Annotated in this window: 22 protein-coding genes and 1 pseudogene; 2 read left to right on the top strand and 21 right to left on the bottom strand. The window is 66.1% G+C overall.

Annotated features, from left to right (window positions below; all coding sequences use genetic code 11):
- Positions 1–58 precede the first annotated feature (58 nt).
- Complete coding sequence (locus ACIRA5_RS00115) at positions 59–991, bottom strand: hypothetical protein (RefSeq protein WP_403685830.1); 933 nt, start codon at positions 989–991, stop codon at positions 59–61.
- Between the two features lie 270 nt (positions 992–1,261).
- Between ACIRA5_RS00115 and ACIRA5_RS00110 the strand changes: the two genes are divergently transcribed.
- Positions 1,262–1,732 carry a LysM peptidoglycan-binding domain-containing protein gene (locus ACIRA5_RS00110; RefSeq protein ID WP_403685829.1) on the top strand — a complete coding sequence of 157 codons (471 nt, stop codon included), beginning with the start codon at positions 1,262–1,264 and terminating at the stop codon, positions 1,730–1,732.
- Between the two features lie 84 nt (positions 1,733–1,816).
- On the opposite strand, the gene ACIRA5_RS00105 is transcribed toward ACIRA5_RS00110, so the two are convergent.
- The 20 genes from ACIRA5_RS00105 to ACIRA5_RS00010 all read right to left on the bottom strand — a co-directional run bounded on the left by ACIRA5_RS00105 (position 1,817) and on the right by ACIRA5_RS00010 (position 21,578).
- Entirely contained in the window at positions 1,817–2,029 is a 213-nt protein-coding gene (locus ACIRA5_RS00105; protein ID WP_403685828.1) for a hypothetical protein, read from the bottom strand.
- 574 nt (positions 2,030–2,603) lie between these two features.
- A complete protein-coding gene (locus ACIRA5_RS00100) occupies positions 2,604–3,122 on the bottom strand; it encodes a hypothetical protein (protein ID WP_403685826.1) in 519 nt (172 codons plus the stop codon).
- A 1,167-nt stretch (positions 3,123–4,289) separates the two neighbouring features.
- A complete protein-coding gene (locus ACIRA5_RS00095) occupies positions 4,290–6,545 on the bottom strand; it encodes a Helicase associated domain protein (RefSeq protein WP_403687163.1) in 2,256 nt (751 codons plus the stop codon).
- Positions 6,546–6,786: 241 nt separating this feature from the next.
- Positions 6,787–7,095: a hypothetical protein gene (locus ACIRA5_RS00090; RefSeq protein WP_403685824.1), complete on the bottom strand. Its 309-nt coding sequence runs from the start codon at positions 7,093–7,095 to the stop codon at positions 6,787–6,789.
- Positions 7,096–7,158: 63 nt separating this feature from the next.
- Positions 7,159–7,356: a hypothetical protein gene (locus ACIRA5_RS00085; RefSeq protein WP_403685823.1), complete on the bottom strand. Its 198-nt coding sequence runs from the start codon at positions 7,354–7,356 to the stop codon at positions 7,159–7,161.
- Between the two features lie 199 nt (positions 7,357–7,555).
- The gene (locus tag ACIRA5_RS00080; RefSeq protein ID WP_403685821.1) at positions 7,556–7,837 is read right to left on the bottom strand and encodes a hypothetical protein; all 282 of its coding nucleotides are present in this window, start codon (positions 7,835–7,837) and stop codon (positions 7,556–7,558) included.
- Between the two features lie 217 nt (positions 7,838–8,054).
- Entirely contained in the window at positions 8,055–8,651 is a 597-nt protein-coding gene (locus ACIRA5_RS00075; protein ID WP_403685819.1) for a hypothetical protein, read from the bottom strand.
- Positions 8,652–8,807: 156 nt separating this feature from the next.
- On the bottom strand, positions 8,808–9,014 hold the full coding sequence (locus tag ACIRA5_RS00070; protein WP_403685817.1) for a hypothetical protein: 207 nt from the start codon (positions 9,012–9,014) through the stop codon (positions 8,808–8,810).
- Between the two features lie 357 nt (positions 9,015–9,371).
- Positions 9,372–9,605 (bottom strand): hypothetical protein, encoded by a 234-nt coding sequence (locus ACIRA5_RS00065; protein WP_403685816.1) that lies wholly within the window; start codon positions 9,603–9,605, stop codon positions 9,372–9,374.
- A gap of 240 nt (positions 9,606–9,845) precedes the next feature.
- Positions 9,846–10,343: a hypothetical protein gene (locus ACIRA5_RS00060; RefSeq protein ID WP_403685815.1), complete on the bottom strand. Its 498-nt coding sequence runs from the start codon at positions 10,341–10,343 to the stop codon at positions 9,846–9,848.
- A 541-nt stretch (positions 10,344–10,884) separates the two neighbouring features.
- Entirely contained in the window at positions 10,885–11,097 is a 213-nt protein-coding gene (locus ACIRA5_RS00055) for a hypothetical protein (protein ID WP_403685813.1), read from the bottom strand.
- A 99-nt stretch (positions 11,098–11,196) separates the two neighbouring features.
- Positions 11,197–11,604, bottom strand: coding sequence for a hypothetical protein (locus tag ACIRA5_RS00050; protein ID WP_403685812.1), 408 nt, complete (start codon positions 11,602–11,604; stop codon positions 11,197–11,199).
- Positions 11,601–11,846 (bottom strand): hypothetical protein, encoded by a 246-nt coding sequence (locus tag ACIRA5_RS00045; RefSeq protein ID WP_403685811.1) that lies wholly within the window; start codon positions 11,844–11,846, stop codon positions 11,601–11,603. The genes ACIRA5_RS00050 and ACIRA5_RS00045 overlap by 4 nt, the downstream gene beginning before the upstream one ends.
- A 190-nt stretch (positions 11,847–12,036) precedes the next feature.
- Positions 12,037–12,528, bottom strand: coding sequence for a hypothetical protein (locus ACIRA5_RS00040; protein ID WP_403685809.1), 492 nt, complete (start codon positions 12,526–12,528; stop codon positions 12,037–12,039).
- A 133-nt stretch (positions 12,529–12,661) separates the two neighbouring features.
- Positions 12,662–14,728, bottom strand: coding sequence for an SNF2-related protein (locus tag ACIRA5_RS00035; protein WP_403685807.1), 2,067 nt, complete (start codon positions 14,726–14,728; stop codon positions 12,662–12,664).
- A gap of 597 nt (positions 14,729–15,325) precedes the next feature.
- Positions 15,326–15,670 carry a VRR-NUC domain-containing protein gene (locus ACIRA5_RS00030; protein WP_403685806.1) on the bottom strand — a complete coding sequence of 115 codons (345 nt, stop codon included), beginning with the start codon at positions 15,668–15,670 and terminating at the stop codon, positions 15,326–15,328.
- A complete protein-coding gene (locus ACIRA5_RS00025; protein ID WP_403685805.1) occupies positions 15,667–16,077 on the bottom strand; it encodes a hypothetical protein in 411 nt (136 codons plus the stop codon). The genes ACIRA5_RS00030 and ACIRA5_RS00025 overlap by 4 nt, the downstream gene beginning before the upstream one ends.
- Before the next feature lie 178 nt (positions 16,078–16,255).
- Positions 16,256–19,429, bottom strand: a complete 3,174-nt coding sequence (locus tag ACIRA5_RS00020) for a hypothetical protein (protein WP_403685804.1) — start codon at positions 19,427–19,429, stop codon at positions 16,256–16,258.
- 66 nt (positions 19,430–19,495) lie between these two features.
- Positions 19,496–19,729: a hypothetical protein gene (locus ACIRA5_RS00015; protein ID WP_261685349.1), complete on the bottom strand. Its 234-nt coding sequence runs from the start codon at positions 19,727–19,729 to the stop codon at positions 19,496–19,498.
- A 7-nt stretch (positions 19,730–19,736) separates the two neighbouring features.
- The gene (locus ACIRA5_RS00010) at positions 19,737–21,578 is read right to left on the bottom strand and encodes a phage/plasmid primase, P4 family (RefSeq protein WP_403685802.1); all 1,842 of its coding nucleotides are present in this window, start codon (positions 21,576–21,578) and stop codon (positions 19,737–19,739) included.
- Positions 21,579–22,117: 539 nt separating this feature from the next.
- Here ACIRA5_RS00010 and ACIRA5_RS00005 point away from each other — a divergent pair.
- A pseudogene (locus ACIRA5_RS00005) lies at positions 22,118–23,091 on the top strand (IS5 family transposase).
- The last annotated feature ends 93 nt before the right edge of the window (positions 23,092–23,184 follow it).

Below are 23,184 nucleotides of genomic sequence, written 5' to 3'. Positions count from 1 at the left end.
CACGACCCCCGTACTGCACGAATGCGAGTACGGGGGTCTCATCGATGGTCAGCGTGGATCAGCCCTGGTAGGTGATCCCCGCCTGCTGGGCCGGGCCGGAGCCGTTCCAGGGGCCGGTGGCCACGGGCGAGCCCACCGCCGAACCGGCGTCCTTGAGGGAGGCGTTCTCGGCCTCAAGACGCGCGAGCTTCTCCTCCAGGGTCTCCTGCCGGGCAGGAGCCGGAGCGGGAGCTGCGGCCGGAACAGCAACCGGAGCGGGAGCAACAGCGACAGTCGCCTGGGCGGTCTGAACCGGAGCCTGCGCGGCCACGGCCACAGGTGCGGACGCCGGCTGCGGGGCCGGGAAGGACAGGCCGTCCTCCACCTCGGTCGCCACCGGGACGGCGGCGACAGGGGCAGCACTGGCAGGAGTGGCCTGAACGGGGCGCGGCGTGCCGTTGAGCACGATGCCACGCGCAGCCAGCTCAGCCTGGTCGATGCCGCCGGCATTGTAGTAGCGCGGCGCCTCGTGGACGATCACCTGTTCGAGGGCCAGGCCGCGGTTGTTGAAGTTCTGCGGCTTGTAGGTGCGCAGCACAAGCGTGACGTCGAGGCCCTGCGCCAGCTCCCGGCCGGACTCGTCCTGGTCGTAGGTGCCGTCGCCCTTCGAGGAAGGGATCACGATGACCGGCAGGGTGCTGCCCTTGGAGTCGATGGCGTAGTTGGGTCCGGTTTCGGGCCGCTTCGGGGAGTCGTAGCGGCGCTCGGAGACGAACTGCTCTTCGAGGGTGGGGTTGTTCGGATCGGCGAACTGGACCTCGGCGTGAATGATCGTCGCGGTGGTGTGCGGCTTGCCGACGGGGTTCATGCCGTTCTTCGTCCTGCGCTGGTCGCTGGCGGCGAGCTCCGCGCCCTCGATGAGGCGGGCGAGTACGGCGAAGCCGAGCTTCCCGCGGATGAAGACGTTCTTGCCCTCGGTGATCTCGCTGGCGGAGATGGAGTAGTTGGCCATGGTGATGCGGTTCCTTCGTTCGGTCTGGCGGTCGGTGACTCAGGGGTCCATTGGGGGGCTATCGGACAGAATGCTGACTGCCATCCAATCCCTTATTGTATCAACTTCCGTTCGACTATGAGTAGAATGTCGATGTCGGACATGAATGACTGTGCGCGCTATCCGAAAGGAGCCAAGATAGGGATGACAGGAACGATTCAGAGGCCAGTGGGGACGGCGTTGAAGCCGTCGGCGCAGACGAGAGCGTCTGCGGGGAGTTACGCCGGCCCGATGGGCTTCGGCAACGGACCCGTCATCGCCGCCAGCGTCATGGTGGGCGGGGCGGCGCTCTTCGCCGGATGGGGCCTGACGCAGCTCGCGATGTCCGACGGCGGCTTCATCCAGGCGCTGCAGGGTAATCACGCCCCGGTCGAGGCACCGGGGAATCCCGGCGAGAAGAACGCCGGAGGCGGCAGCGCCCAGCAGCCGAGTGGGGGCGACACGGGGAAGCAGGACGAGAACGGGGCGAGTCAGGATCCGACGCCGGGTCGCGGCGACGAGGACAAGCCCAGCCGATTGGGTGCACCGGCCGAGGCGAAGCCCGCGCCCAAGGCAAAGCCATACACCATCAAGTCAGGCGATACGCTCACCGCGATCTCGGGGACGACGGGGGTGCCGATCGGCATCCTGGTCGAGACGAACAAGATCCAGAATCCGGATCTCATCTACGCGGGGGCTTCGCTGCTCATCCCGCCGGTGTGACGACCCGGCAGGGCGGCACTGCCGCGTACCGGGCCTGATTCGATGCCCTGATCGCCGTGAGCCGGTCAGGGCATCGTCGTCTTCTCAGGCGGAGGACTCTGCTTCCCAGCGGACCTGCAGGACCATCAGTCGCGTGCGCAGCTGGTGCAGCTGCTCGACCTCGTTGTTCATGGACCGGATGTCATCCGGCGCGTAGTCCTGCGGGTATTCGAGCTCTTCGCATCGCCGAGATCCGAGCGCTGTGCTCAGATCGAGGACGCCGTCCAGCGTGAGCCCGGAATCGGCGGAGGCGGTCATGCTTCGGCCCTGGGCGCTGCCACCCAGTCGCTGCTCGAGGTCGGGGGAAGGTTCTGGATGTCCAGCCAGCGGTTCATCGCTTCATCCTGGTCGGCGACGCCGTCTGCTTCTTTGTGCAGGGTCAGAAGCGTGATCCACCCGGTGGGGAAGAGGGGCGCGATCTCGCACTGGGCTGGGTCCAGACGCTGGACGACGCGGTGGAGACTTCCCTCCGGGGCCCGCCAGAGCGTGGTCTCGCCGCGGTAGACGCCGGCGCGGTTGCTGTGTGGAACTTGACCGTGAGGTCCTCCATGCTCAGCGGTTTGCTCGTGGTTGCTGCTCCTGGACGTCGAAGGTGCCGAAGACGAACTGCGGGGCCTCGTAGGGCTCACCGCGAGGCGTCACCCGGGACCGGCGTGAGCCGGTCCATGGCATGTCTCCCCGCAAAGCGCTCGGCCCGGGTTCGACGCCCGGATCAGCTGTGCTGATCCCCTCTCCTGTTGCGAAAACGCAGCACTGTAACAGCGTCAGAGATCAGACGACCCCGCCGGCAGCCTGGCCGACGGGGTCGTCTGAGGTACGAGGTCGTGGTCTCTCACGCCGCATCAGTGCCATCGGACTCACCCCGACCAAACAGGAATCCGCGGACGTCACCGTTCTTCATCATGTCCTGCAGATGCGCCAGGAACGCCGCGCGCTGCGTGGCCCGGCGATCGGCCAAGGGCTCGTACTCGCGCAGTACCCTCAGGTTGACGACCCAGCCGTTCTCGCGAGAGATGGCCTGGTCAAGCTGAGAGTCCGGCACGACGTCCATGCCGGTGAAGTCGTGGTCGAACTCGGGCGCGATGCCGAGGTGTTGATTCGGCTCGTCGATGTAGAGCGTGTCGAAGCCGACCTGCTGGCCGGCCTTGTCGAATGCCACGAGGAACACGCGGTCTGCCCTGGTGGTGTTGTTGACGTGGACCGCTGCAACGTTCGTGTCACCGATGAAGCTCGTCTGCTCGAACCGCTCGTACACGCGGGCACGAGCGTCATGGCACCACATGATGCGCCGGGCTTCGTTGAAGCCTTTGAACTCGTCAGAGTTGGACGCTTCTGGGTGGGGGTGGATCATCGGTGCGCTCCTTCACATGCGAGATCCGGGAGGTTTGCGATGCCAGGGGGCGTATCGGTTACGACACATGCCTCGAAGCAGCGAGCCTCAATCGTTCTTCTCTGCAGCGCGGCAGGAGCAGCTGCTGGGAGCTTGCCTCGCTCCTGCTGCACGCCGCTCGCCCGGGGAAGCAGATCTTCCCCGGGCGGAAGGGCCGGCTGGGCCCAGGAGCATCGGCGGTGAGCCGACACGGTGGTGCACGGTGCCGCCCGGCCCGTCGCGTGCTTGGAGGTCATGCGGTTTGCCCCGTCTGGCTCGGGGGCCTTCTCTCATGAAAGTCCAGCAGCCGCACTGATCTCACGCCGCCTGGTCTATTCTGAGCGCCACCGACGTGGTCGAACAGGCCGGTGGAAGGCCCCAGCGGTTCCTCAGATCTGCTGGTGGCGACTCCGCTGAGAGTCGTTATGTACAGGCCCTGGCAGGGGCCTGGTTTTGTGCTGGCGAGAGCGGGTGCCGGGACGGTGGTTGGAGCCACCCTCTGGTGCCCGCCTTCTGGTGCATGCGGCACGTTCGTTGCCGCTCACCGGGCCAGCTTGCCGCTGGCCTGTTCGGTTCCGCCGCGGGCAAGTTCGGCTTGTGCTTGACTCGTTCGGTGGTGGGTCCGGGCTTGCATCGGCAACGCTAGGCATATGCTGCGGGCGATGCCATTTCCCCGGTGCACAAACTGACCATTGACGCCTGTTGGCATTGCACCAGTCGGCCGCGTGCCAGCGCGGAAGTGCACCTTCCTCATGACGGTCGTGTCGAGGGTGCACACATCCCGGTTCCCGGCATGACTCATCCGGCACTTGGAAAACTTTGCACCACATACACAACACCACGCCTCGACTGGCCAGTTGGCCGACAAAGCGCCATTTCGCCGGTGGACCTTTGTGATCTTGGCGGGGTGAGTTTACCCCCTCTCGACGAGCCACCTTCCTCGCGTCCTCCTTGGGCCGGTGAGGGGTTTGTGGTACCCCCTCCGATGTGATCGAGCTTCCCGCCGAGCCGATGCTGGCGACACCCGTCGAGACGTTTGAACGGCTATGGCCCGCCGATCGAACCGAGGTAGCCGATCGGCCGTACGACGGAGATTCCCCTCACGCCCGTCCGGCCAGCGTGCAGCGGCACCGTCCGGTGCCTCTCTGGTCAGCTCGTGGACCAGCCTGGTAGAGCCTCCAGACGACGGCGGCGGTCCTCGGACTGCTTCCCCTCCCGGATCAGCTTCTTCTGCTGGAGCATCCACCGGTAGATGACGACGCCGTTGATCGACCGGTCAAAGGGCACCTTGATATCGCCGTACTCGGCCGCCCAGGACGCAAGAACGTCAAAACTCGCTTCCCACTGAGCGGCGATGCCGTCCCAAACCCACTCAGGACGTTCCTCCAGGGCCTCTGCCTGCGCGGGGGGCAAAGTGCCCTTGCGGTAATCGGCGCGCTTCCTGGTGACGGTGTGACCGAAAGCGAAGACGATGCCGTCCTTCTCCACCTTGTACGCCTGCGGAACCCGGGCGTGATCGTGCTCGGCGATAAACGCGTCGAGATGCTGGAGGAACGCCTCGAACTTCGCGTCGTGCGCGTGCCACATCCAGCCCGGAAGCGCCTCGTAGTAGGCAATCTCCTCGGTATCCATCCGGCCCGCCTTGTGCCGATTGCGCGCCAGGGTGACGAAGTTGTCCAGCCGGTATCCGGTATCCGGCACGGTGTAGCCGCGCGGCACCCGGGCGTGGCCGCGCTCAGCAACGAATCGCTCGAGCTCGGACCGGCCGAGCTCGCGCTTGAACTCGGCAAGCCGCCACGTCCATCCGGGCTGCGCCTCCAACAGCGCCGCGCGCTTCGGCGGGAGCTTGCCGACGGCGTACAGACCGCGCTGACGAGCCGCCCAGCTCTCCAGGGTTCCGGAATCGGTAGAGGTGGGCACAGCCGTGTGGCCGTGCGTGGCCGCGTACCGCTCCAGCAGCCCGTAGAAGTGATACCAGTCCTCGGTTGTGTTCTCCAGGACGTGTACGCCCAGAGCCGCCACGAACCTGGCATCGATGTTCGTGCTGCCGTAGATCCTCACCTTCTCCGGCAACACGGCCTGAGCGATGCCCGCGTTCTCGGCCATGTCACTGCTGAGGCGCCGCCGCGCGGTGGTCAACGCGGCGTCCATGCGCTCGTCCTGGTCGCGGAGGGTCGCCAGGACCCGCCACACGTGTCGGAAGGAGCTGGCTTCCAGGACGGCCTGCGGGCTCTCGCCGGGTGCGACGTAGACAGGGAGGAGGATCAGCGCCGGGCGATCGTGATCGGGGTGGAGGCGCAGAGCACGTCCGACGGCCTGCACGATGTCGGTCTGCGACGACTTCGGGTCTACCAGGCAGATCCCGTCGACGCTGCTGACGTCCACGCCCTCGTTCAGCGTACGGACGTTGTTCAGGACGACTCGGCGGCCGCGCGCGGGGCTGGCGAGCATCTCCAGCTGGGAGTTCCGGGTGGCCGCCGGGGTCCTGCCGTCCATGTGCAGGGAAGTGATCCGCACCTTGGCCGACGTCGCGCCGATCGTCCCGAGGGTCGCCGAGAAGGCCTTCGAGCGGGCTACACGGCTGTGGAAGGCGATGACCTGCCGCAGGTCGTGCTCGTGCATGGCCTGCGACAGCGCGATCTGGGCGGCCACCGTCGCCGCGTCGCTGGACCTGGAGCTTGCGTGTGAGCCGCCGTCCTGGGCGAGCAGGGTCGCGTGGACGTCCTGATCCGAAACCAGCACGATGGCAACTTCGTAGTCGGCAAGCAGTTTCCGCTGGATGGCACTGCCGAAGGAGAGCTCGTAAACGCGCTTCCCGTACAGCTCTTCGTCGTCCATCGACACGATGTCCGTCGTGCCGTCGGAGCCCTCGTGGATACGGCTGGTCGCAGTCAGCGAAAGGCGGAAAACCGCAGGGATCCGCGCATTGTCGAGAACAGCGGAATAGGCCTTGCCTGCACGCCCGGCAGTGTGGTGGGCCTCATCCAGTACGACGAGATCAAGCGGCGGCAACGCGTGCAGCGTATACGCCTCAGCTATTCGCCCCACCGAATGGTAAGTGGAGATCAGAAGGCGCATCCGCGTGGACTGGCGCGGGGCAAGGAAGTCGGCGATCCGACCAGGCTCAACCGTGACCGGGGCAGCTGCGCCCCCCACAGCGGAATCCGAGCAGACGATCAGGGCATCCAGGCCGTCGGGAAAGCGCGAGGCCCAGCCCCGGTAGATCTGTTCGGCAAGAGCGAGGGTCGGCACGGTCACCAGGACCGTACTTGCTGTGCGCGCACTGGCCGTTTCACGCGCTACAAGGGACTTTCCTGTCCCACAGGCCATAACGACAAGTGCCCGGCCTTCGGAGGTCTCACGAATGGCCCGCAGTGCCTCTTCCTGATGCGGGCGCGGGATCATTCGAGAAGCACTCTTGCGGCCATGCACTGGCGTGCTGCGGTCATTCACGTCGGCTCCGTCGGTGATGGTGATGGGGAAGTTGAGGGGGCCGATGATGTGTGAGGCCCGGTGCAAGGGACGTACTGCCGCGAATTTCGAAGCGCCGCGATACTCGAACCGGTACTACAGCCGGTCGTCCACGTGACGTGATGGCCCTTCGGAGGGCCGCCCGACGCGCGGCCGAGCGGCGGGGGTGGGTGGATCAGGCGACGGGAGAGAGCGTGTCGAGCAGCGGCTTCACGAAGGTCCGGGCGACTGCGAGCGCGGGGCGCCGCCAGTGCGGGGAGTTGCAGATGAACTCCCACAGCTCCTCGTCGGCCTCCACGGCAACGAGCCCTTCCGCGCCCAGCACGGCCCCGGGACCGTGCGCGCCGCCGATGTCGATGAGGGAGCCGTCCGGCCGAACCACGACCAGGTGAGCCAGTTGGCAGGAGCACACGTCTGCCACCACGGCGCCGTCGCTGCACAGGTCGGGGTCAAAGCAGCACTCCGGCTTGACCAGAACGGCCATGGGTCAACCGGTCTCGGCGGTCAGAGCGCGGGCCAGGGCGTGGCACTGGCCGTTGGCGAACGCCTATCGCGCGGCGTCGTCCAGTCGCCCCGTGGTGACGAGGAACTGTTCCTCGTACCGGCCGGGCACGGTGACGATGATGCCGTCGGGGAGCTGCGCCAGCGCAGCGAGCCGTTCCATGGCTGCGTCGAGGAAGTCCGACGCCTCAATTGCTGCTGTGGTGCGACTGTCGTCGTAGTCAGTGAGGTCGTTGGCCTTCACGTCCCCGTCGGCGTCGCGGTACCGGCTGAGGGTCTTCCTCTGCTAATCGGTAAGCGTCCAGTAGTCCCGCAGCAGGTCGACAACGGCGATGGTGGGCAGTTCAACGATGCTGGTCGTGGGAGTTGGGAGTCCTTGCGGTTTGTAGGGTGGCCGCGCCCCGAGCCGGCTGCGGGGCGCCGGGGCGCGGCGGGTGAGGGGATCAGTCGGAGGCCCGACCCTGTTCGGCGCGCAGTTCGGCGAGGCGGGTGACCACCGCGCGGGCGACGCTGTCCAGGAACGGGCCGCCGGACGTCCCTGCGCGCTCCCGGAACCGCTCGTTGGCCAGGCCCATGAACCAGACCGACGGGGAGTCGTCGGGACGGATGAGGGTGGCGAGCATGGCGGGCGTCGCCTTCAGCAGGTCACGGGCCATCTCGTCTACGGCGGGGTGCGTGTGCAAGTCGGTGGGGGTCATCTCGATGGCGGCAGGGGTGGAGGACACCGGGGCTCCGTTCGGGGCGTTGCGTGCTGCTGTGCGTGGTAGGCGGGATGGCGCCGGGCGGGAGCGGCTAGGTCACGCTCCCGCCCGAGCGGGCCGTCAGGCGTACGTCTCGCGAAGCACCTCGATGGCGGGCGCCTCATCGGCGAGGAAGGTGAACGTCGAACGGGATCGGTCGGCTACGGCCCTTGCGGCAGACACGGGGGCTCATGGCGTGCGCCTACGGCAGTACGGCGCGAAGCCCGTTGGTGAGCAGGGCCACGGCCGCAGACAACTCACGGGGCGTGGTCAGCGCGTCCATCTGAGAGGCCACAGCCGAACTGCTCTGCCCAGCAGCGGCATTGAGTGCCGCCTGAACGGCGTGGCGGACGGTTTCCGTGACGCGCATCTGGACTTCGGTGGCCTCCAAGTCGGCAGCTGTGACCTGCCCGCGCCCCATGAGGCGGTTGGTCTTGGAGGCGACATCGAGGGTGGTGAGCGCGTCGTCGTTCGCCGCGGGGGCGAGAGCGGAGAGGTTCGCGCCGCCGAAGGCAGTACGGAAGCGTGAAGGGCAGTGGGTGTGAAGGTTCATGGCGAGCTCGGCGGCGAGGCCGCGGACGGCTACCAGGCCGTACGTGTTGGCCAGTTGCGTCGTGAGTCCGAGCGCTGCGTGAAGATCCCCCTGTCTGAGGGCTATCAGGTAGGCGTCGGTGACAGCGCGTATGAGCTTCTCGGGAATCGCGGTACTGGACACGCTGTTTTCCCCGTTCGGGTGTTCGGGTGGCTGCGCGCCGGCGAACTCGCGGGTGATGGGGTTGTCCCGATCGTGATCGGCCATGTGAGCGCTGCTCCTTGATCTTGTTGGGTACGCAGCTGGCTGGGGCCAGCAACGAAACTGCCGGTGGAGCTGGGCTGGTCGTTCCAGCACGGCCCCACCGGCAGACGGGTGCTTCTTTGGCTCCCGAGCCGGCTGCGCCGGCCCAACGCTTGCGCTTCAGAGGGGGTCGGCGACCTGACTCTTGGCGTCGCGGCCCTCGTGGTCGCTGAGGTCGATCACCACTGATTGGCCCGTCGCGCTGTCGGTGACGGTGAAGACGCAGGCGTCCTCGCCGATGGCACCGTCGCGGCTGTACTGATCTGCCCAGACCTGGCGAGGGGCCCCGAGAGCTGTACTTCCTTCAGCGTCGATCTCCCAGCTCACGCACCACGTGGTGTCGCGCGCTGTTGTCGGATCGAGCCCTTCGGGCACAGACTCTTCGTCGTCCTCGAAGTTCTCGCGGAAGTGCGCGAGCGCTGTGCCAGCGTCGTCGGCGCAGATGCCGGAGGCTCCGCGTGGTCGGGGATGACGGTCTAGACGTCGCCGACGGCTCACGTGCGGACCTGGCCGATGCAGGGCTCTGGCGTCCCGTGGTCGTCGAGGACTGCGGCGAATATGTCGAGCCAGCCACCTTGCGAGCAGCCGCGGATCGTCTGGATGACGACCGCCGCGTACTTCTTCTCGGGGTGGAAGATGGCGAGCCAACGGCGCGCCGTTCCTCATCGGCTCCCGGGGTTGCGGTCAACCCTCCTTGTGGTGTTCGTCAATCGGCTGAACAGTGTCCAGATCGACGCTCTGGCCCACTCGAAGGGTGTTCAGTCCGCGCAGCATCGCGATTTCACGCTTGCGCTCCGCGATGCCCGCGGGGCTCAGGGGCCGGCCGTCCTGCCTGAAGTCGCCCTCTTCCAGAAGCTGTTCCAGCGCAATCTTCCAGTGGTTGACCTGGTATTGCGTGATCTTTTGCATGCGGGCCATGCGTCAGTCCCTACTCGAAGGGCGTGATGTGGGTTGGATGTCGTGCGGCACGACCTGGTCCAGCGCGAGCACGTCGTCGATGACACGGGAGTTTCTTCTTCAGGTGGCCGACGGATACTGGCTCTTTTCCCAGACCCTGAAGGCGCGCCGGAACTCGGGAGAGTCCTCTTTCTCTGCGTGGACCAGGGCGTCGAGGTACTCCTCCAGCTCCCGCTGGGACATCTTGCGGGGGCCGTCGAGTCAGCTATCGGTGTGTCCCTCGGCGGCGCGGCTCTTGCGGGCCGAGCGCCGGCGGATGCTGGCGGCGAGGCGGTCATACTCTCGACGTGCCTCGCTCGCCCTGACACGGTGATACTCAGCCTGTCTGTTGTGGTCCCCGATCGACTTCTCAAGTCGGGTGAGCTCGCGGCGGAGGTTTTGCTCTCTGTCGCCCCAGTAGATCTCGCGCACGGCGGCCGTCAGTTCCGATTGGTGCATCATCAGCCACTCACCGGGGATCCGGGCCTGGACCTTGGGCATCATGCTGTGCTTTTCGAGCTGGAACGCGATCTCGCCGTCGCCTTTCATGGACGGCCGCGCGAACGCGACTCTCGGTGAGCCGAGGAACGGCTTGAGCCGCTGGGGCACGGTCTCGGCGGGGAACTTCGCGAGCACGCGTGAAATCAGGCCCACCATCTCGTCGAGTTCGGCGAACAGCTGGATCGTGGCGTCGACGATCTCTGTGGTCTTGTACTTCATCACTTCTGGTCCTTGAAGATCGGGTCCTGCTCGGGAACCGGGACAGGGCCGTCCCGCCCCAGTTGGCCTCCCCCGCATGACGTAGAGGAAGGCGCTGCCCGTGACGCAGAGGATGGAGGCCTCTATTCCTTCGGATCCATGGCCAGACCCGTCGTCGGGGCGCGCTCGTGAGAGGCCGCTAGGGGTCTGGTTGGAGGCCGATGCGTGTCCCGGCTGGTGCATTGACGGGTCTCATCGGTGCCTTGCTCGGGGCTTCGGCGATCAGCGCCGTTTTCGCGTCCGGCTGGTGGCAGCAAAGCGTCTCGTCAGGGACACCACCGGAACCCGGGGATGCCCCTGATGAGACGCCGACGGATCAACGGGGAACGGGCCGGGTGCACGAACAACCGGCCTGTTCCGGTATCGATCCCGCCCCCGGGTCGGCCATGCCGACCCAGACCCCCGAGGCCAGCGTCTGTAGGGCGCGAAGCCGAGAGGGTCACGCTGAGCGCGACGCATAGTCCTTGTTCCACCGGGCGAACGTCCGGCTGTTGAACTTGATCTAGTTGACGGCCACGGCTGCTCGGCGCAGATCCTCCTTGCGGCTGAACAGGCAGCGCGCCAGCCAGTTGTCCTTCCGCAATGACGGCGGCGGCTCGTACTCCCAGGCGCCGCCGGCAGCCAGGCACGCGCCTATGTGCACCACGGCCCAGAGGTCTTCGCCGCTCTCGGGGTCCATCCCGCGCCAGGAGACCCGAGGCTCAAAGTGCTCCATGCCGAACACGGAGGACTCGCGGTAGCCGATCGGCAGGATGCGGTACCCCGAGGGATGATCTCCGAGCTGGGCGGCTCTGCGGCGGGAGCAGGAGTGTTCTCAGCAATCGGTCCGCTCCTCCCCCTGCTGAGTGACGCTTCGCGTCGGATCGAAGCTGATGGGGAGCTCCTGCGAGAAGAACTCTTCGAGGACCCGGGTGTTGTCGTCATCGGCGAGCCGAACCTCGATGACCAGGTCCTTGTCGTCGCCGAAGGCGGCGACAGCGCGGTGCAGATGACTGGCCAGGTCCTGCATGGACTCGTAAGGGCTGGGCACATCGGACGCGGTGACCTTGGCGCTGCGCGAGAACGCGTGGAGCGTGCGTCCCTCCGGGACGATCACTCTGGGGTCGTACTCGCTGTACAGCCACTCGGTGCGTGCGGCGATCCGGACGGGCTCAGTGCGCATGCCGTCGGTCCAGCGTTCCTCGACCGGCGGGCGGTACTTCTTGTGGTTGGTGGCGGTCATGGCTTGTCCTCCTCTCTGGGCTGGCCGTCGGATATGGCGCGGTCCACACGATCCGCGATGTCGTAGTACGTGCGCGCCGCGGCGGCATTGGCTTCAGCCTGTTGCGGGTTCGTCGAGGTCCGGGCGATCTTGCTGTACTGATCGCCCAGGTCACGGGCCCAGGCACCGCCGGACCGAGGCAGGGGTGCAGGGGCGGCGCTGGTGACGACGGCGGCAGTGTCGTTGTTGGTGGTGCTGGTCATGCGACGGCCTCGTATCCTGAGTCAGTTCGGTGAAGCGACGCAGGTACTGCTCCTGCGCGCGGGATGGGAGCCATCCCGCGATGTCGATGCCTAAGAGGGGCTCATGGCTCGACGACGGTGACGCTCTCATCGATCATCTGGCGCATCTCTTCGATGCGGGCTTGCCCGTCGGCGGTTACGGGCGTCGGGATCAGGGCCGCGTCACTGAATCAGTCTTTGCAGTCGGCTGACGCCTCTTGATCGGCGTGCTGGCGGCGGCGTCGACGACTATGGCGCGCACTGCGGTATCGGCGTCGTCGTCCGGGTCGGGCAGTAGCTCGGCCAGGAAGTGGCCTTCGTCGAGGCCCAGCTGCTCATCAAGTCGCCAACCGGTGATGTAGGCGGTGCTGGTGTGGCTCAGGCCCTTGACATCGTGGACGTGGTCTCCGGTATCGGTGTCCTCAGTGCGCTGCAGCTTGATCTTCCTCGCGTCGCGGTCGATCAGGATGACGAGCTTCATCGTCGGCTGGTTTGCGGGCCACCGTGCCTCGCTGCGACCGGGGGTCGGCCGCAACCAGTCGCGTGCCGCGGCGGACAGTGCGATCTGCGAACGCCCGTTCTCGGCGTGCGTGACGGTGATCTTGGCGGGACCCCTGGCACGACGGCCCTTGTTCGGGTTGGGGTGGTAGATCTCGAACGACATGCGGGGATCCTTCCGTCAGCGCTGTTCACGCCTGCTGATGAATGTCACGGGTTTGCCGCGCTCCTCGGCGTAGGCGACCTCGCGGCTTGTCGACTCCCCGACGTATCCGCCTGGGGCGACGACCAGCACTTCGTCAGCGAGATCGGGACCTGCCCCAAGGCCCAACGATCTTGCGCAGGTGGAGCTCGTCGAGCATCTGTTTCTCGGTCCCGGTGATCTCGTCACCGTCGCGGGCGAAGGGGGCGGGCGCGAAGACGATCACGGTGATCGGCTCCGGTCGTGCGCGATGGTGACGGCCCGGCCGTGGGATCCCAGCGGAGCCGTCGTTGACTGAGTGCAGGTCAGACCCGCTCGGAGGCCCCAGGTCGTTGAGGTCCTCGCGGATCTCTTCTTCCAGGGCAGCGAGGAGTGCCTGCTCGGCGTTGAAGTCCCCGGACACGGCCTGGATGAGATCGTCCTGGACCTGCTGCTTGCCGGCGAGCACCGAGGGCATCCGCTCGTCCTGCGTGCCCTTGGCGATGAGCCGGTGGATGGTCACCGGCTTCGTCTGGCCCGTGCGGAAGAGCCGGCCGTTGGTCTGCAGGTAGTGCTCGAGCGAGAACGGCAGCGTGTACCAGATCATCGTCGAGCCGCCGTGCTGCAGGTTCAGGCCGTGCCCCGCGGCGGCGGGGTGGAGCAGCATCACCGGGATCTGCTTGGCATTCCACCGGCGGACCATGTCGCGCGAGCCGTCGAAGGCCTGTGCGTCGATGCCGGCCTTCCGGAGCCGCGTGAGCAGCTGCTCCTTGTCGGACTTGAAGTGATAGGCGATGAGCAAGGGCTCGCCGCCGTTGTTCCGCACCAGGTACTCGGTCATCTCGATCTTCTTGTCGTGGATGACCTCGTACCGGCCCTTCGTGGCCGGGTCGTCAGGATCCGCGGTGTAGAGCGTGCCCGAGGCGAACTGCATCAGCTTGCTCGTCAGCACCGCCTGGTTCGCGGCGACGATCGACTCGACGCTGTGTGTCAACTTCCCGTCGTCGTCGGTGTAGCTCTGCACGATGTCCAGGACCAGGTCGCGCTTGAAGTCCTTGTAGGCCTGGAGCAGGTCCGGCGGGAGCGTGACGTTGACGTCCTGGATAGTGAGCGCCGGGAGTTGCAGGCTCGTGTTCTGCGCGCTCATCACCAGGTGCGAGATGGCCTGATGGATCTCGGCCTCGGCGTTCGCCGTAGGGATCCACTTCGCCGGCGTCGTCGTACCGGGCACCATCTTCGGCGTGAACCACCGGTCGCGGAACGCGGTGATGTTCTGCCCCAGCGTCTGGCCCTGGTCGAGCAGGTAGACCTGGCTCCACAAGTCGTGGAGACCGTTAGGGCTGGGCGTTCCCGTCAGCTCGATAAGCCGGCTCATGGCTGGCCGCACCATCGCCAGGGCCAGGAAGCGCTGCGAGTCGTGCGACTTGAAGCCCTGGGACTCGTCGATGATGACCGTCTGGAAGGGCCAGGTGATGGTGTTCTGGCCCTTGATGTTCTGGACCGGCATCTGGTCGACCAGACCGAAGCGGCACCGAGCGCAGCCTGCGCCGGAACAGGTCCGGCAGTCATAGGCTTCCCACGTCACCAGGGCCGACTTGAGCAACTCCTGAATCCAGGCGCGGATCTTGTCCTTGGCGGGAACCCGGTTGTTGGCGTTGCCTGCGACCAGAGCGCGGTACTCGTCGATCAGTTCGTCTCGCCCCAGTGGCCCCCGCGCTCGCACCAAGTCCAAGACCTCAGCCGCCTCAGGTGAACCGGCTGGGCCAGCCGCTGCTGGCGTGATCAGCTTCTCCCTCTGGGGCGGCTGTGTCAGCAGTTCCTGGTTGATGAAGTACATCGTCGGCGAATCGGTGAAGACTTCCTGGAAACGTTGGAGGCGCTTGTCCTTGGAGAGCTTCCTGTCGTTTTCATCGACGATGAGCGACTTCGTCCGGATGGGGAAGCCCCACTTCTCGATCTCGTCGATCCAGGTGGAGCGGGCGATCGCCACGGGCGCTATGACGAGGATGTGTCCCATCGGGCGGATCGTCTGCAGGACACCGAGGGTCGTGAGCGTCTTACCGGCCCCGACGCCGAGCCACGCGCCGGCGAAGGGGTGGTCAACGAGGAAGTCGTGGATCTGCTGCTGATGCGGCATCAGCGAGATCGGGGACGGAGCAGTAGCCGTAGTCATGTCGCTGGTCATCCCTTCTCTTCGAGTGAGTTCAGGCATGGAGTGCCTCTTGAATGAGGGCCAGTCGGGCATGGGCCTCGTCGGCTCTCTGTTTTGCTGCGCCACCTCGGTCTCCAGTTCGACAACTCTGAGTTCGAGTCGCGTGACGCGCGGGTTGGCTCTGAGGACTTCACACACGCGCTGTCGTACTGATGCCGGGCGCGGGTCGCCCGTCCCTCTGGCCCCTGCGCGGTTCGGCGGGGTGTGTCCAACCCCCGGAGGGCCGGGCGGTGCTGTCAGGTGACATCCAGGCCGCAGCGAGGCAGCACCGTGTCTGGGTGCCGGGGCCGTTGCCGATCCACAGTTGGGGGGCGTCGTAGGGGTAATGCTCGGGTACGGTGGGGCACCGCATGGCGGATTCCCTGCACGTTGTGAATGCGGCTGCTTGGCCGCTCGCTTTCCCCGCCGCAGCGAGACAGCAGAGCGTGGATGTCGGGGCCTGGACGCCTGAAGTTTCGGGTGCAACGGCCCACCGCTTACCGGGCGGTGGGCCGTTGTATTGCTGCCTGGTCCTCGCCGATGTCGCCGCCTGCGGCGCCTTCGTCCTCGACGGCCCTGCGGTCGTGTTGGTCAGTCTTGTGCGGATCCAGTTCGTCGTGGGTCATGACGCTGCTCGCTATCGGCCAGCAGGCCTTTCAGAAGGTACGCGACGAACGCGTCGACGCCCGGCTTGTCGTCAACGACGTGGACTTCAGCTCCGTGGCGACGCAGCTTGGCGTGCATGATTTGCTGCAGCTTTTGTAGCTGGCCGCCAGGGCGCTTGACCTCGACGAACACAATGCGGCCCAGGGCAACGACGATCCGGTCGGGCACTCCCCTGCGGGCCGGCGAGACGAACTTCAGACACAGGAAGCCGTGTGCCCGGCACTGGGCAAGGAGGTAAGCCTCGATGACACCCTCACGCGGGGACGTCATCGGCTCTCAGGCTTCCCCTCCGAAGAGGCCGTCGGCGCACCGTACTTCAGCTCACCGGGCTTGACGAGCCGGAAGCCCGTGGAGTGCCTGTACATTCGGGAGACGCTGAGGGTGGAGTGCTTCGTGCCGTAGTGATCCCGGACTTGGGCCTTCCCGTCCGCAACGGACTCGATGACGACGCGGCGCTTGCTCTGCCGGGTATCGAGGTCCTCCCAGATCTGGCCCTGGCAGACCAGGATGCCCTCGCGGGTCGTGTTCTTCTCCTGCTGGGCCTGGGCGTCGTCGTCTTCGGCGGAGGTGTCGGTCGGCACGGCATCGAACGCGATCTCGTATTTCTTCAGGAACGAGCCAACTTCGGTGCTCGTTCGGCGCTGCTCCTGGTGCTGCTGGCCGGTCGCGGCACTCACAGCTCGTCGCCCCCCTCAACGGTGCGGACGGGAAGTGTGGTCTGGAACATGACGTCTCTCGATTCTCTTGCCATGGCGAGCCTGATTTGCCTGCATCTCACATTCGACTCGGGCACCGAGCAGCGTCGTGTCGGCACGGCTCGGCACCCTGCGGTCCGATGGTGGTGCGGGGAGCTGGTCAGGCGGCGTTCTTCCAGTTCTTGGTGAACGTCTCGTTGAGCATCTGGGTATAGATGTCAAGGTCGAGCGCCTTGATGAGCTGCTCGACCCGGGAGGGCGGCAGCGTACGGAGGTCGTCGTTGACGACGATCACCGACCAGTGCGGGTCGATGCCGTTGATTCGGCGGATCACGACGTCCTGGGCATCGGGCAGCAGCGTGAGGCCGTCGGAGGTGCTGGCCTCGCTGCGGTTCTTCGCCCACCCGTGGTGGCGCAGGATCTCCAGCCCGATCGGGTCACGTCGCACCCCGGCGCTGCCGGACTCGCGCCGCTTGCTCTGGCTGGCCGGGTTCACCTTCCATGCGCCGGCGTTGTGCAGGCTCACGGCACCATCGGTGCCGTCGTGAACGATAAAGACCCGGTTGACCATCTGCAGGGCCCGCGGGTTCACCAGCTGCGCATCGGCGTCCTCGTTGTCGTCACGGTCGGGCTCGGCGCTGACCGGGTCGGCGGCGAACGGGTAGGTGATTGATCCGCGCGAGGCGGCGAGGACGTTCTGGAACAGCAGCAGCGTCCGCACGGGATCGGCCGGGTCGATCGCCTCCTCGATCATCTTCCGGCCCAGCACGGGATCGAACCGCTCGGCAAGAGCCTCTTCTCCCCTGCTGGCGACGGCCTGCAGGTAGCGCGCCAGGGCGAAGTCGATCACGGCCGGGTGGGCCAGCGACTTCGTCGGGGTAGGACCCGCGTGGCAGGCCAGCGTCCCGCCGGAGGCGGTGATGATCGGGCTGTCGGCGACGCTCCGGTCCTCACTGGGCGACTCAAGCTCGAGCCGGTTGTTCGAGTCCTTGCTGATGAGGAACATCAGCTCCGGTTCGATGTCGATGCCGATGGCGGCCTGCTGCTCGGCGAGCACCCGGTTGTTGGTCGTCTCATCGAAGCCGTTTTCGCCGCCGACGACGGAGTAGAGGCCGTCGGTGTTCGTCGAGATGATCCGCGCGCCGGCCAGCGTCTGGGCCTGCCCGATCCGCCAGCTGAACAGCTGGCCGATGATCCGCATCGAGATGGTGCGGTTGTTCATCCTGATTGGGGTCCGGTGCGCGGCGTCAGCAGCTCCAGAGGCCGAGTTGAGGATCAGCTTCGTGCCGTTGCGCAAGGTCGTGAGCCGGGTCTTCTCCTCGGCGGAGATCCCCGGCTTCTTCATCTCGAAGCCCAGGCGCTCCTTCTCGAAGAAGATCGTCGTGTAGCGGTCCTCGCCCAGCTCGGGATTGTAGAACGCCCTCATGTTGCGCAGCAGGTTCGGGTAGTAGCTCGTGAAGTCCTCGTGGATGACGAGGCCTGCCGAGGTCCGTGCGAACTTCGGGTGCAGCTTGGTGGACTTGTCGGCCTTCGCAGTGAACAGCTCGGGCGCCTTCCTCCCGGGCTCATCGCGATAGACGGCCTTGACCGCCGAGGTGACGGCCAGGACAACCTTGCCGTCGAGCACGGTCCCGTCGGCCAGGCGCACGTGCATCGCCTCGGTGTCCGGGCGCTGAGTGTCCAGAAGCTGGGCCGGATCCGGCACTTGGGCCTGCGCACGCGCGAGCTGCTCGGCCTGGTCCGAGTCGTTCTTCTTCGGCTTGCGGTACTTCACCTTTTTCGGGTCCGAGCCCAGCAGCACGAGCCGCTTGTCGACGGCCGTGCCGTCGGGCAGCGCGAGCAGGTTGTGCTGGCGCCTGGCCTCGGCGACGAAGTCCTTCGCGTCCGGGTAGAGGAGCTTGGCGAGGCCAATCATGGCTGCCTGTTCTCTGTGCTCGAAGGAGTCGGCGTCGAAGACCGTCATGTCTGCCTCGGCTCCGTGGATGCCGCCTGTACTGAACGTGGCAAAGCACGACGACGGAGAGGCGTCACGGTGGAAGTAGGGCACGTTGTTCGGTGTCTTCGGCAGCTCGCGCAAGGACTTGGCCGGGAGGTCGAACAGGTCGCGGTACTCCTCGGAGTCGTTGAAGTTCTGTCCCTCGATCGCGCGGTAGTAATTGACGACCTGCATGAACTGGCGGTGCGCCTTCGCCTGTACCGGCGTCGCGGCTGGGTCCTTGGCAGGGGCGGGGGCCACGTTGTCCTCGAAGAAGCGCACGCACTCGTCGAGCACGTTGACCTGGGGGAAGCTCTGCTCCTCGGCAACCTCCTTGGCCGGGTAGAGGAACGAGACGGTCTCGATGTCGTTCAGCGGGGTGTGCGGCGCGAGGATGCGGCCGACGAACTTCGCTGAGGACGAGTCGATGGTCAGGCGGTCCCGGCGTACCGAGCCGTTCTTGGCGTAGACGGTCTCGGAGTACTGCGCCAGCAGGCCGGCCTTGAGGTCGAAGTTGCTGGCGTAGGCCGGGTGCTGGAAGAGCTGGGCCAGGCCCAGGCAGTCGGAGACGTTGTAGGCCAGCAGCTCGTAGAGATCCTCGATCGCGGCGATCGAGGTGTCGTGGCTGAGCTTTTCGGACTCCTTGATCTGGCGGCCGAGCATCCCGAGCAGGCGCTTGAGGCTCACCTTGGTCTGCAGCTCGTTGAGACGGGCGACGTCCAGGTGCCGGCCCGAGTGCAACATGGCGCGGCGGATCTTGGCGGCCGGGCCGTCCCAGCCGAGGTAGCCGGGCATGTATCCGGTGTGCTCGTTGAACAGCTTGTCGTTGTGCTCGCGCATCTCGCGCGCCGTGGTCGGCTGGACAAGACGACCGGAGTGCAGAGCCGGGAAGGTCTCCATCAGGTACAGCGCGAGCATGGTCATGTCGTAGTTCCACGAGTTGTACCCGGCCAGGAACGGGTGCTTCAGCGGGTCGTACTCGGGATCCGTGTCGCAGACCGGGCGCAGGCTCGCCGGATAGGACGAGACCTCGCTGCGGTCGTTGACCTGGTCCGCGTTCGAGAGGCCCATCAGCTCGGCGAGGCGGAGGTTGCCCCGCTCGCCGCGCAGGTTCCACAGTTGGACGCTCACCGCGGGCAGGCCCGGGTTGGAGCGCACCACGGCCTCATAGAGCGCCTGCGGGTCCACGGCGTCGGAGAGCTGCTGGTCGTCGGCGAGGAAGAAGACCTCCAGGTCGTCGATGGCTCTGTCGGGCCGCGGGGTGTAGGCGCACAGAGTGAAGACATCCGACAACGACTCGATGTCGTAGAAGGTGAAGCGCGCCTTCGAGGCCGAGACGGGTGTCCGCTGTGTGGTCATGATGGGGATCTCTTTTCGTCGGTCCGACCATCACGGCCGGTGTCTAAAAAGGAGGCGCGCGTGGCCTCAGAGGGAGTCGTGAGGAGAGCGCCGGCGCGGGGCATCCATGCGCCGGGACGCCTCACTCATGAGCCGGGCCTTCTCCACAGGGTCTGCCGTGATCTGCGAGCGGACGATGAGGTTAGTGATCCGCTGCTCGCGCGCGACGTCGGACATCGCCGTGATCAGGCGGCCCTGGCCGCGGGCAAGTTCGAGTACGGCCTGGGTGAGTTCGCCGAGTGCGCCAGCAGTTTTACCCATGGGTGCATCAGTCCTGTTCGTCAGTGGTGTCGTCGGTCGGGGCGGATGCGCCCGTCTGCCGCAGCAGTCCGCGGTAGTTGGCCTGCAGCGTCGGCTGGGATTTCTTCTTCGGGTCGCTGCCGCTGTAGCTCGGGTGCATCCACTTCTTCAGCTCGTACTCGGCGATGAGCACCTCGGGGGTGTGCATCATCTGGCCGGGCCGGATCTTGCGGTTCTTGTCCGGGCAGTGCCACAGGGCATCCGGCCGGACGATCGCCACGAGGTCGGCGATGAACTGCTTGTTGCTCACCGGCGAGCCCGACGGCGAGACGTCGGCGAACCAGGCCTTGTACAGGTCGTAGAGAAAAGTGAACGGCGCCAGGTCCCAGACCAGCCGCCCGCGGAACTCTTCCCAGAAGGCGCGCACGGGGTCGTTGGCCTCCTTGTACTCGGCCAGGACTTCCTTGGTGGCCACCGGCTCGGAGAGCTGGTAGTAGTCACCCGGGGATGACGCGCCGGCGCGGTTGATCGCGTACCAGAAGACGTACTCCAGGACCTCGCGGCGCTGGAGGTAGTCGTCCTTGATGTACTTCTTCTCGGCTCCGGTAAAGCTCTTGGTGAAGGGCACGAAGAGCTGCCGGCGGTAAAACGACTCGGACTTGTCCTTCACACGCGGGAACTCGTTCAGGCACTGGACCATGAAGCCGAAGAACTGGTAGGCGATCGGCATCCGGTACTTGCGGTTGATCTGGATGACGTCGTTGGTCACGATCGCCTTCAGGTTGGCCGCCTTGTCGATGAAGGTGCCGACATCGTTCTCGTCGACGATGATCGCGTTGGCGCGCACCAGCGGTTCGAGCGCGAAGTCCTTGCCGAAGTCCGAGAGCGGGATCGAGGTGTGCGCGCCGCTGCCGACGAGGTTGCGCATGAGCGCGCAGAGCGTGCCCTTACCGTTGTTGCCCTGCTCGGAGTAGAACCAGGCGGTTTTGCCCCAGCGCACGTGCGGCCGGACGATCGCGCCGATGATCTCCCAGATCAGGTCGGCGAGGCCCTCGTCACCGGGCCGGTCGAAGAGCTCTTCGATCCAGGCGACGACTTCCCAATCCCCGTCCTCAGGGTGCGTGATGACCTGCTGCGGGGCGTCGTCCACATAGTCGACGTCGTTCTTGGTCAGCAGCACGATGGCGGGGTCGAAGGGGTGGACCTGCTTGGGCTCGCAGTGGAAGTCCTTGCCGAAGACCGTGACGTCCAGCGGCTCGGTGCCGTAGAAGACGATGCCGTTGCGCGCGGCGATGAAGTCGCGGTTCGTGCTCTGGTGCCGGCGCGGGCTGTCCTCACGCAAAACGGCCAGGACCTCGGCGAACTCCTTGAGGGTCAGCTGGGTGTTGTACATGCGCGCCGTGGTGCGGATGTCGTCCTCGCTGGTGGTGTACGTCCCACGCGCGCGACCCTCGGCCTGGTACATCGCCAGCAGGTCGTACTCTCGGTCGGTGTCCTTGGCGTTGGGCGCGATCCGGATGACGTGGTGCAGATGCAGGAGGATCTGCGCAACCTGCCAGTACGTCAGGTATCTCGGCAGGGGGTACTTCTCGGCGGCCACGGCCGCCTTGAAATTCTCGGCCTTGATGACGCCGCCCACGATCGCCAGCAGCTCCTTCTCCAGCACGCGAGGCGTCGGAGGATCGGTCGGGTCGATCTGGTCGAGGTAGGCGGCGGTGACGTAGGTGACGATTTCGTTCTGCGGAGCCATGTCGTCGCGGTTCGAGAAGTACCCCATGACGCTGGCCAGGACGTCGGCGACGGGGTTGGTGCGCGGTCCGGCGCTGGAACCGGCGGCAGGTACGGATATGAGGGCATCAGGAGGCGTCATGTTACTGCTTTCTCGATCGTGATCGAGTTCCTGTCGGCAATAAGTGGGAAGCCGATTGGACTCGTAATCGAATGGAACGCGATCTTGACCCTACGTCATCCAAGTGCTCTTTTGCAACGATTGAGCTACCAGTCAACAAGAGGGTCAACTGAGGCACTGGATGGCAACCAACGGAAGGCCGAAAGGGCCGACAACAGGGGCTGGAGAGGGCGCGCGACCACCACGACCACGCCACACGCGTCGCGATCCTGGGTGGGACGCGAAAGCCAGCGACTCCGTAGGGCGCATGCCCCACGGAGTCGCCGGCTTCTCGTGCTCGACCACGCACCCGCGGGCGGCGTGAGCCGCCCGGCCTGCGGTCAAGGTTCGGAGGAGTTCTTCTGACCGGCCGAGCCAGCTGCCACCACGGCATCGGCTGGACGCTCTCCAGGAGGATCCCGAGAGGCGCATGCCCGTATGCCCACTAGGACCTGTGTGGAGTTGTGATCTCGTGGGCCCCCGGCCCGGGAGGGTCGGGGACCTTGGAGTAAAACGGTGGGGTGTCTCGACCTCAACTTTCGGATGCCGAGTGGGAGTTCATCTCCCCGTTCCTGCCGGTCGGTGAGTACGGGCCGTACCCGGAGAACCTGCGGGCGCACTTCGAGGGCGTCGTGTGGCGGTTCAGGAACGGTGCGAAATGGCGGGAGTTGCCCGAACGATTCGGGCACTGGTCCACCGTTTACGGCCGGTTTCGGCAGTGGCGGGATGCCGGGGTGTTCACCGCGGTGTTCCAGGGCGCGATCGCCGAGGCGGCGAAGCGGGGCCTGGTGGACTTGTCGCTGGTCAGCGTGGACTCGACCACGGTCCGGGCCCATCATGATGCTGCCGGGATGATCGTGGAGCCCGAGATCCTGGACGCGTTGGAGAAGGCCGCCGCGGAAAAAGGGGCGCCAGCCAGGACCAAGACGGGCAACCGGACCCGGAGCGGGAAGAACGACGACGCGTGAGACGTCGCCGCAGGGCCCGACTCGCCGCTGCTGACCTGGGACGTTCCCGCGGCGGACTGACCACCAAGACGCACCTGTCCTGTGTGCCGCAATGCCTGCCCCTCTCCCTCAAGATCACTGCGGGGCAAGCCGGAGACAGTCCGCAGTTCATCCCCGTCCTGAACAAGATCCGCGTCCCCGGCCCGGTCGGCCGGCCCCGCACCCGGCCCGGCGCAGTCGCGGGCGATAAGGCGTACTCGTCCCGCCAGAACCGTTCCCACCTGCGCAAACGTGGGATCAAAGCGGTCATCCCCGAGAAGAAGGATCAGGGCGCCCACCGCAAGAACCGCGGCTCACGCGGCGGACGGCCCGTCACCTGGGACAAGCAGCTGTACAAGCTCCGCAACAGCGTCGAACGCACCATCAACAAGATCAAGGACTGGCGCGGTCTCGCCGTCCGCTACGACAAAAAGCCTGAAAGCTACCAGGCCGGACTCGAATTATGTGCCGGCCTCCTCTGGATCCGACACCTCGGATCACAGCCTTGATCACAACTCCACACAGGTCCTAGTACTGCAACGGTGCTTGTTCTGATGGTTGGGTAGTTTCTGGTGGGGTGTGTCCGCGTCGTTTGTAGTGGC

Origin of the sequence: Streptomyces sp. NPDC096311 (assembly GCF_044763085.1) — a bacterium.
In the GTDB taxonomy this organism is placed as follows: Bacteria; Actinomycetota; Actinomycetes; order Streptomycetales; family Streptomycetaceae; genus Streptomyces.
Note: the sequence above shows the minus strand (reverse complement) of the source record. Positions and strands in the feature narration are given on the sequence as shown.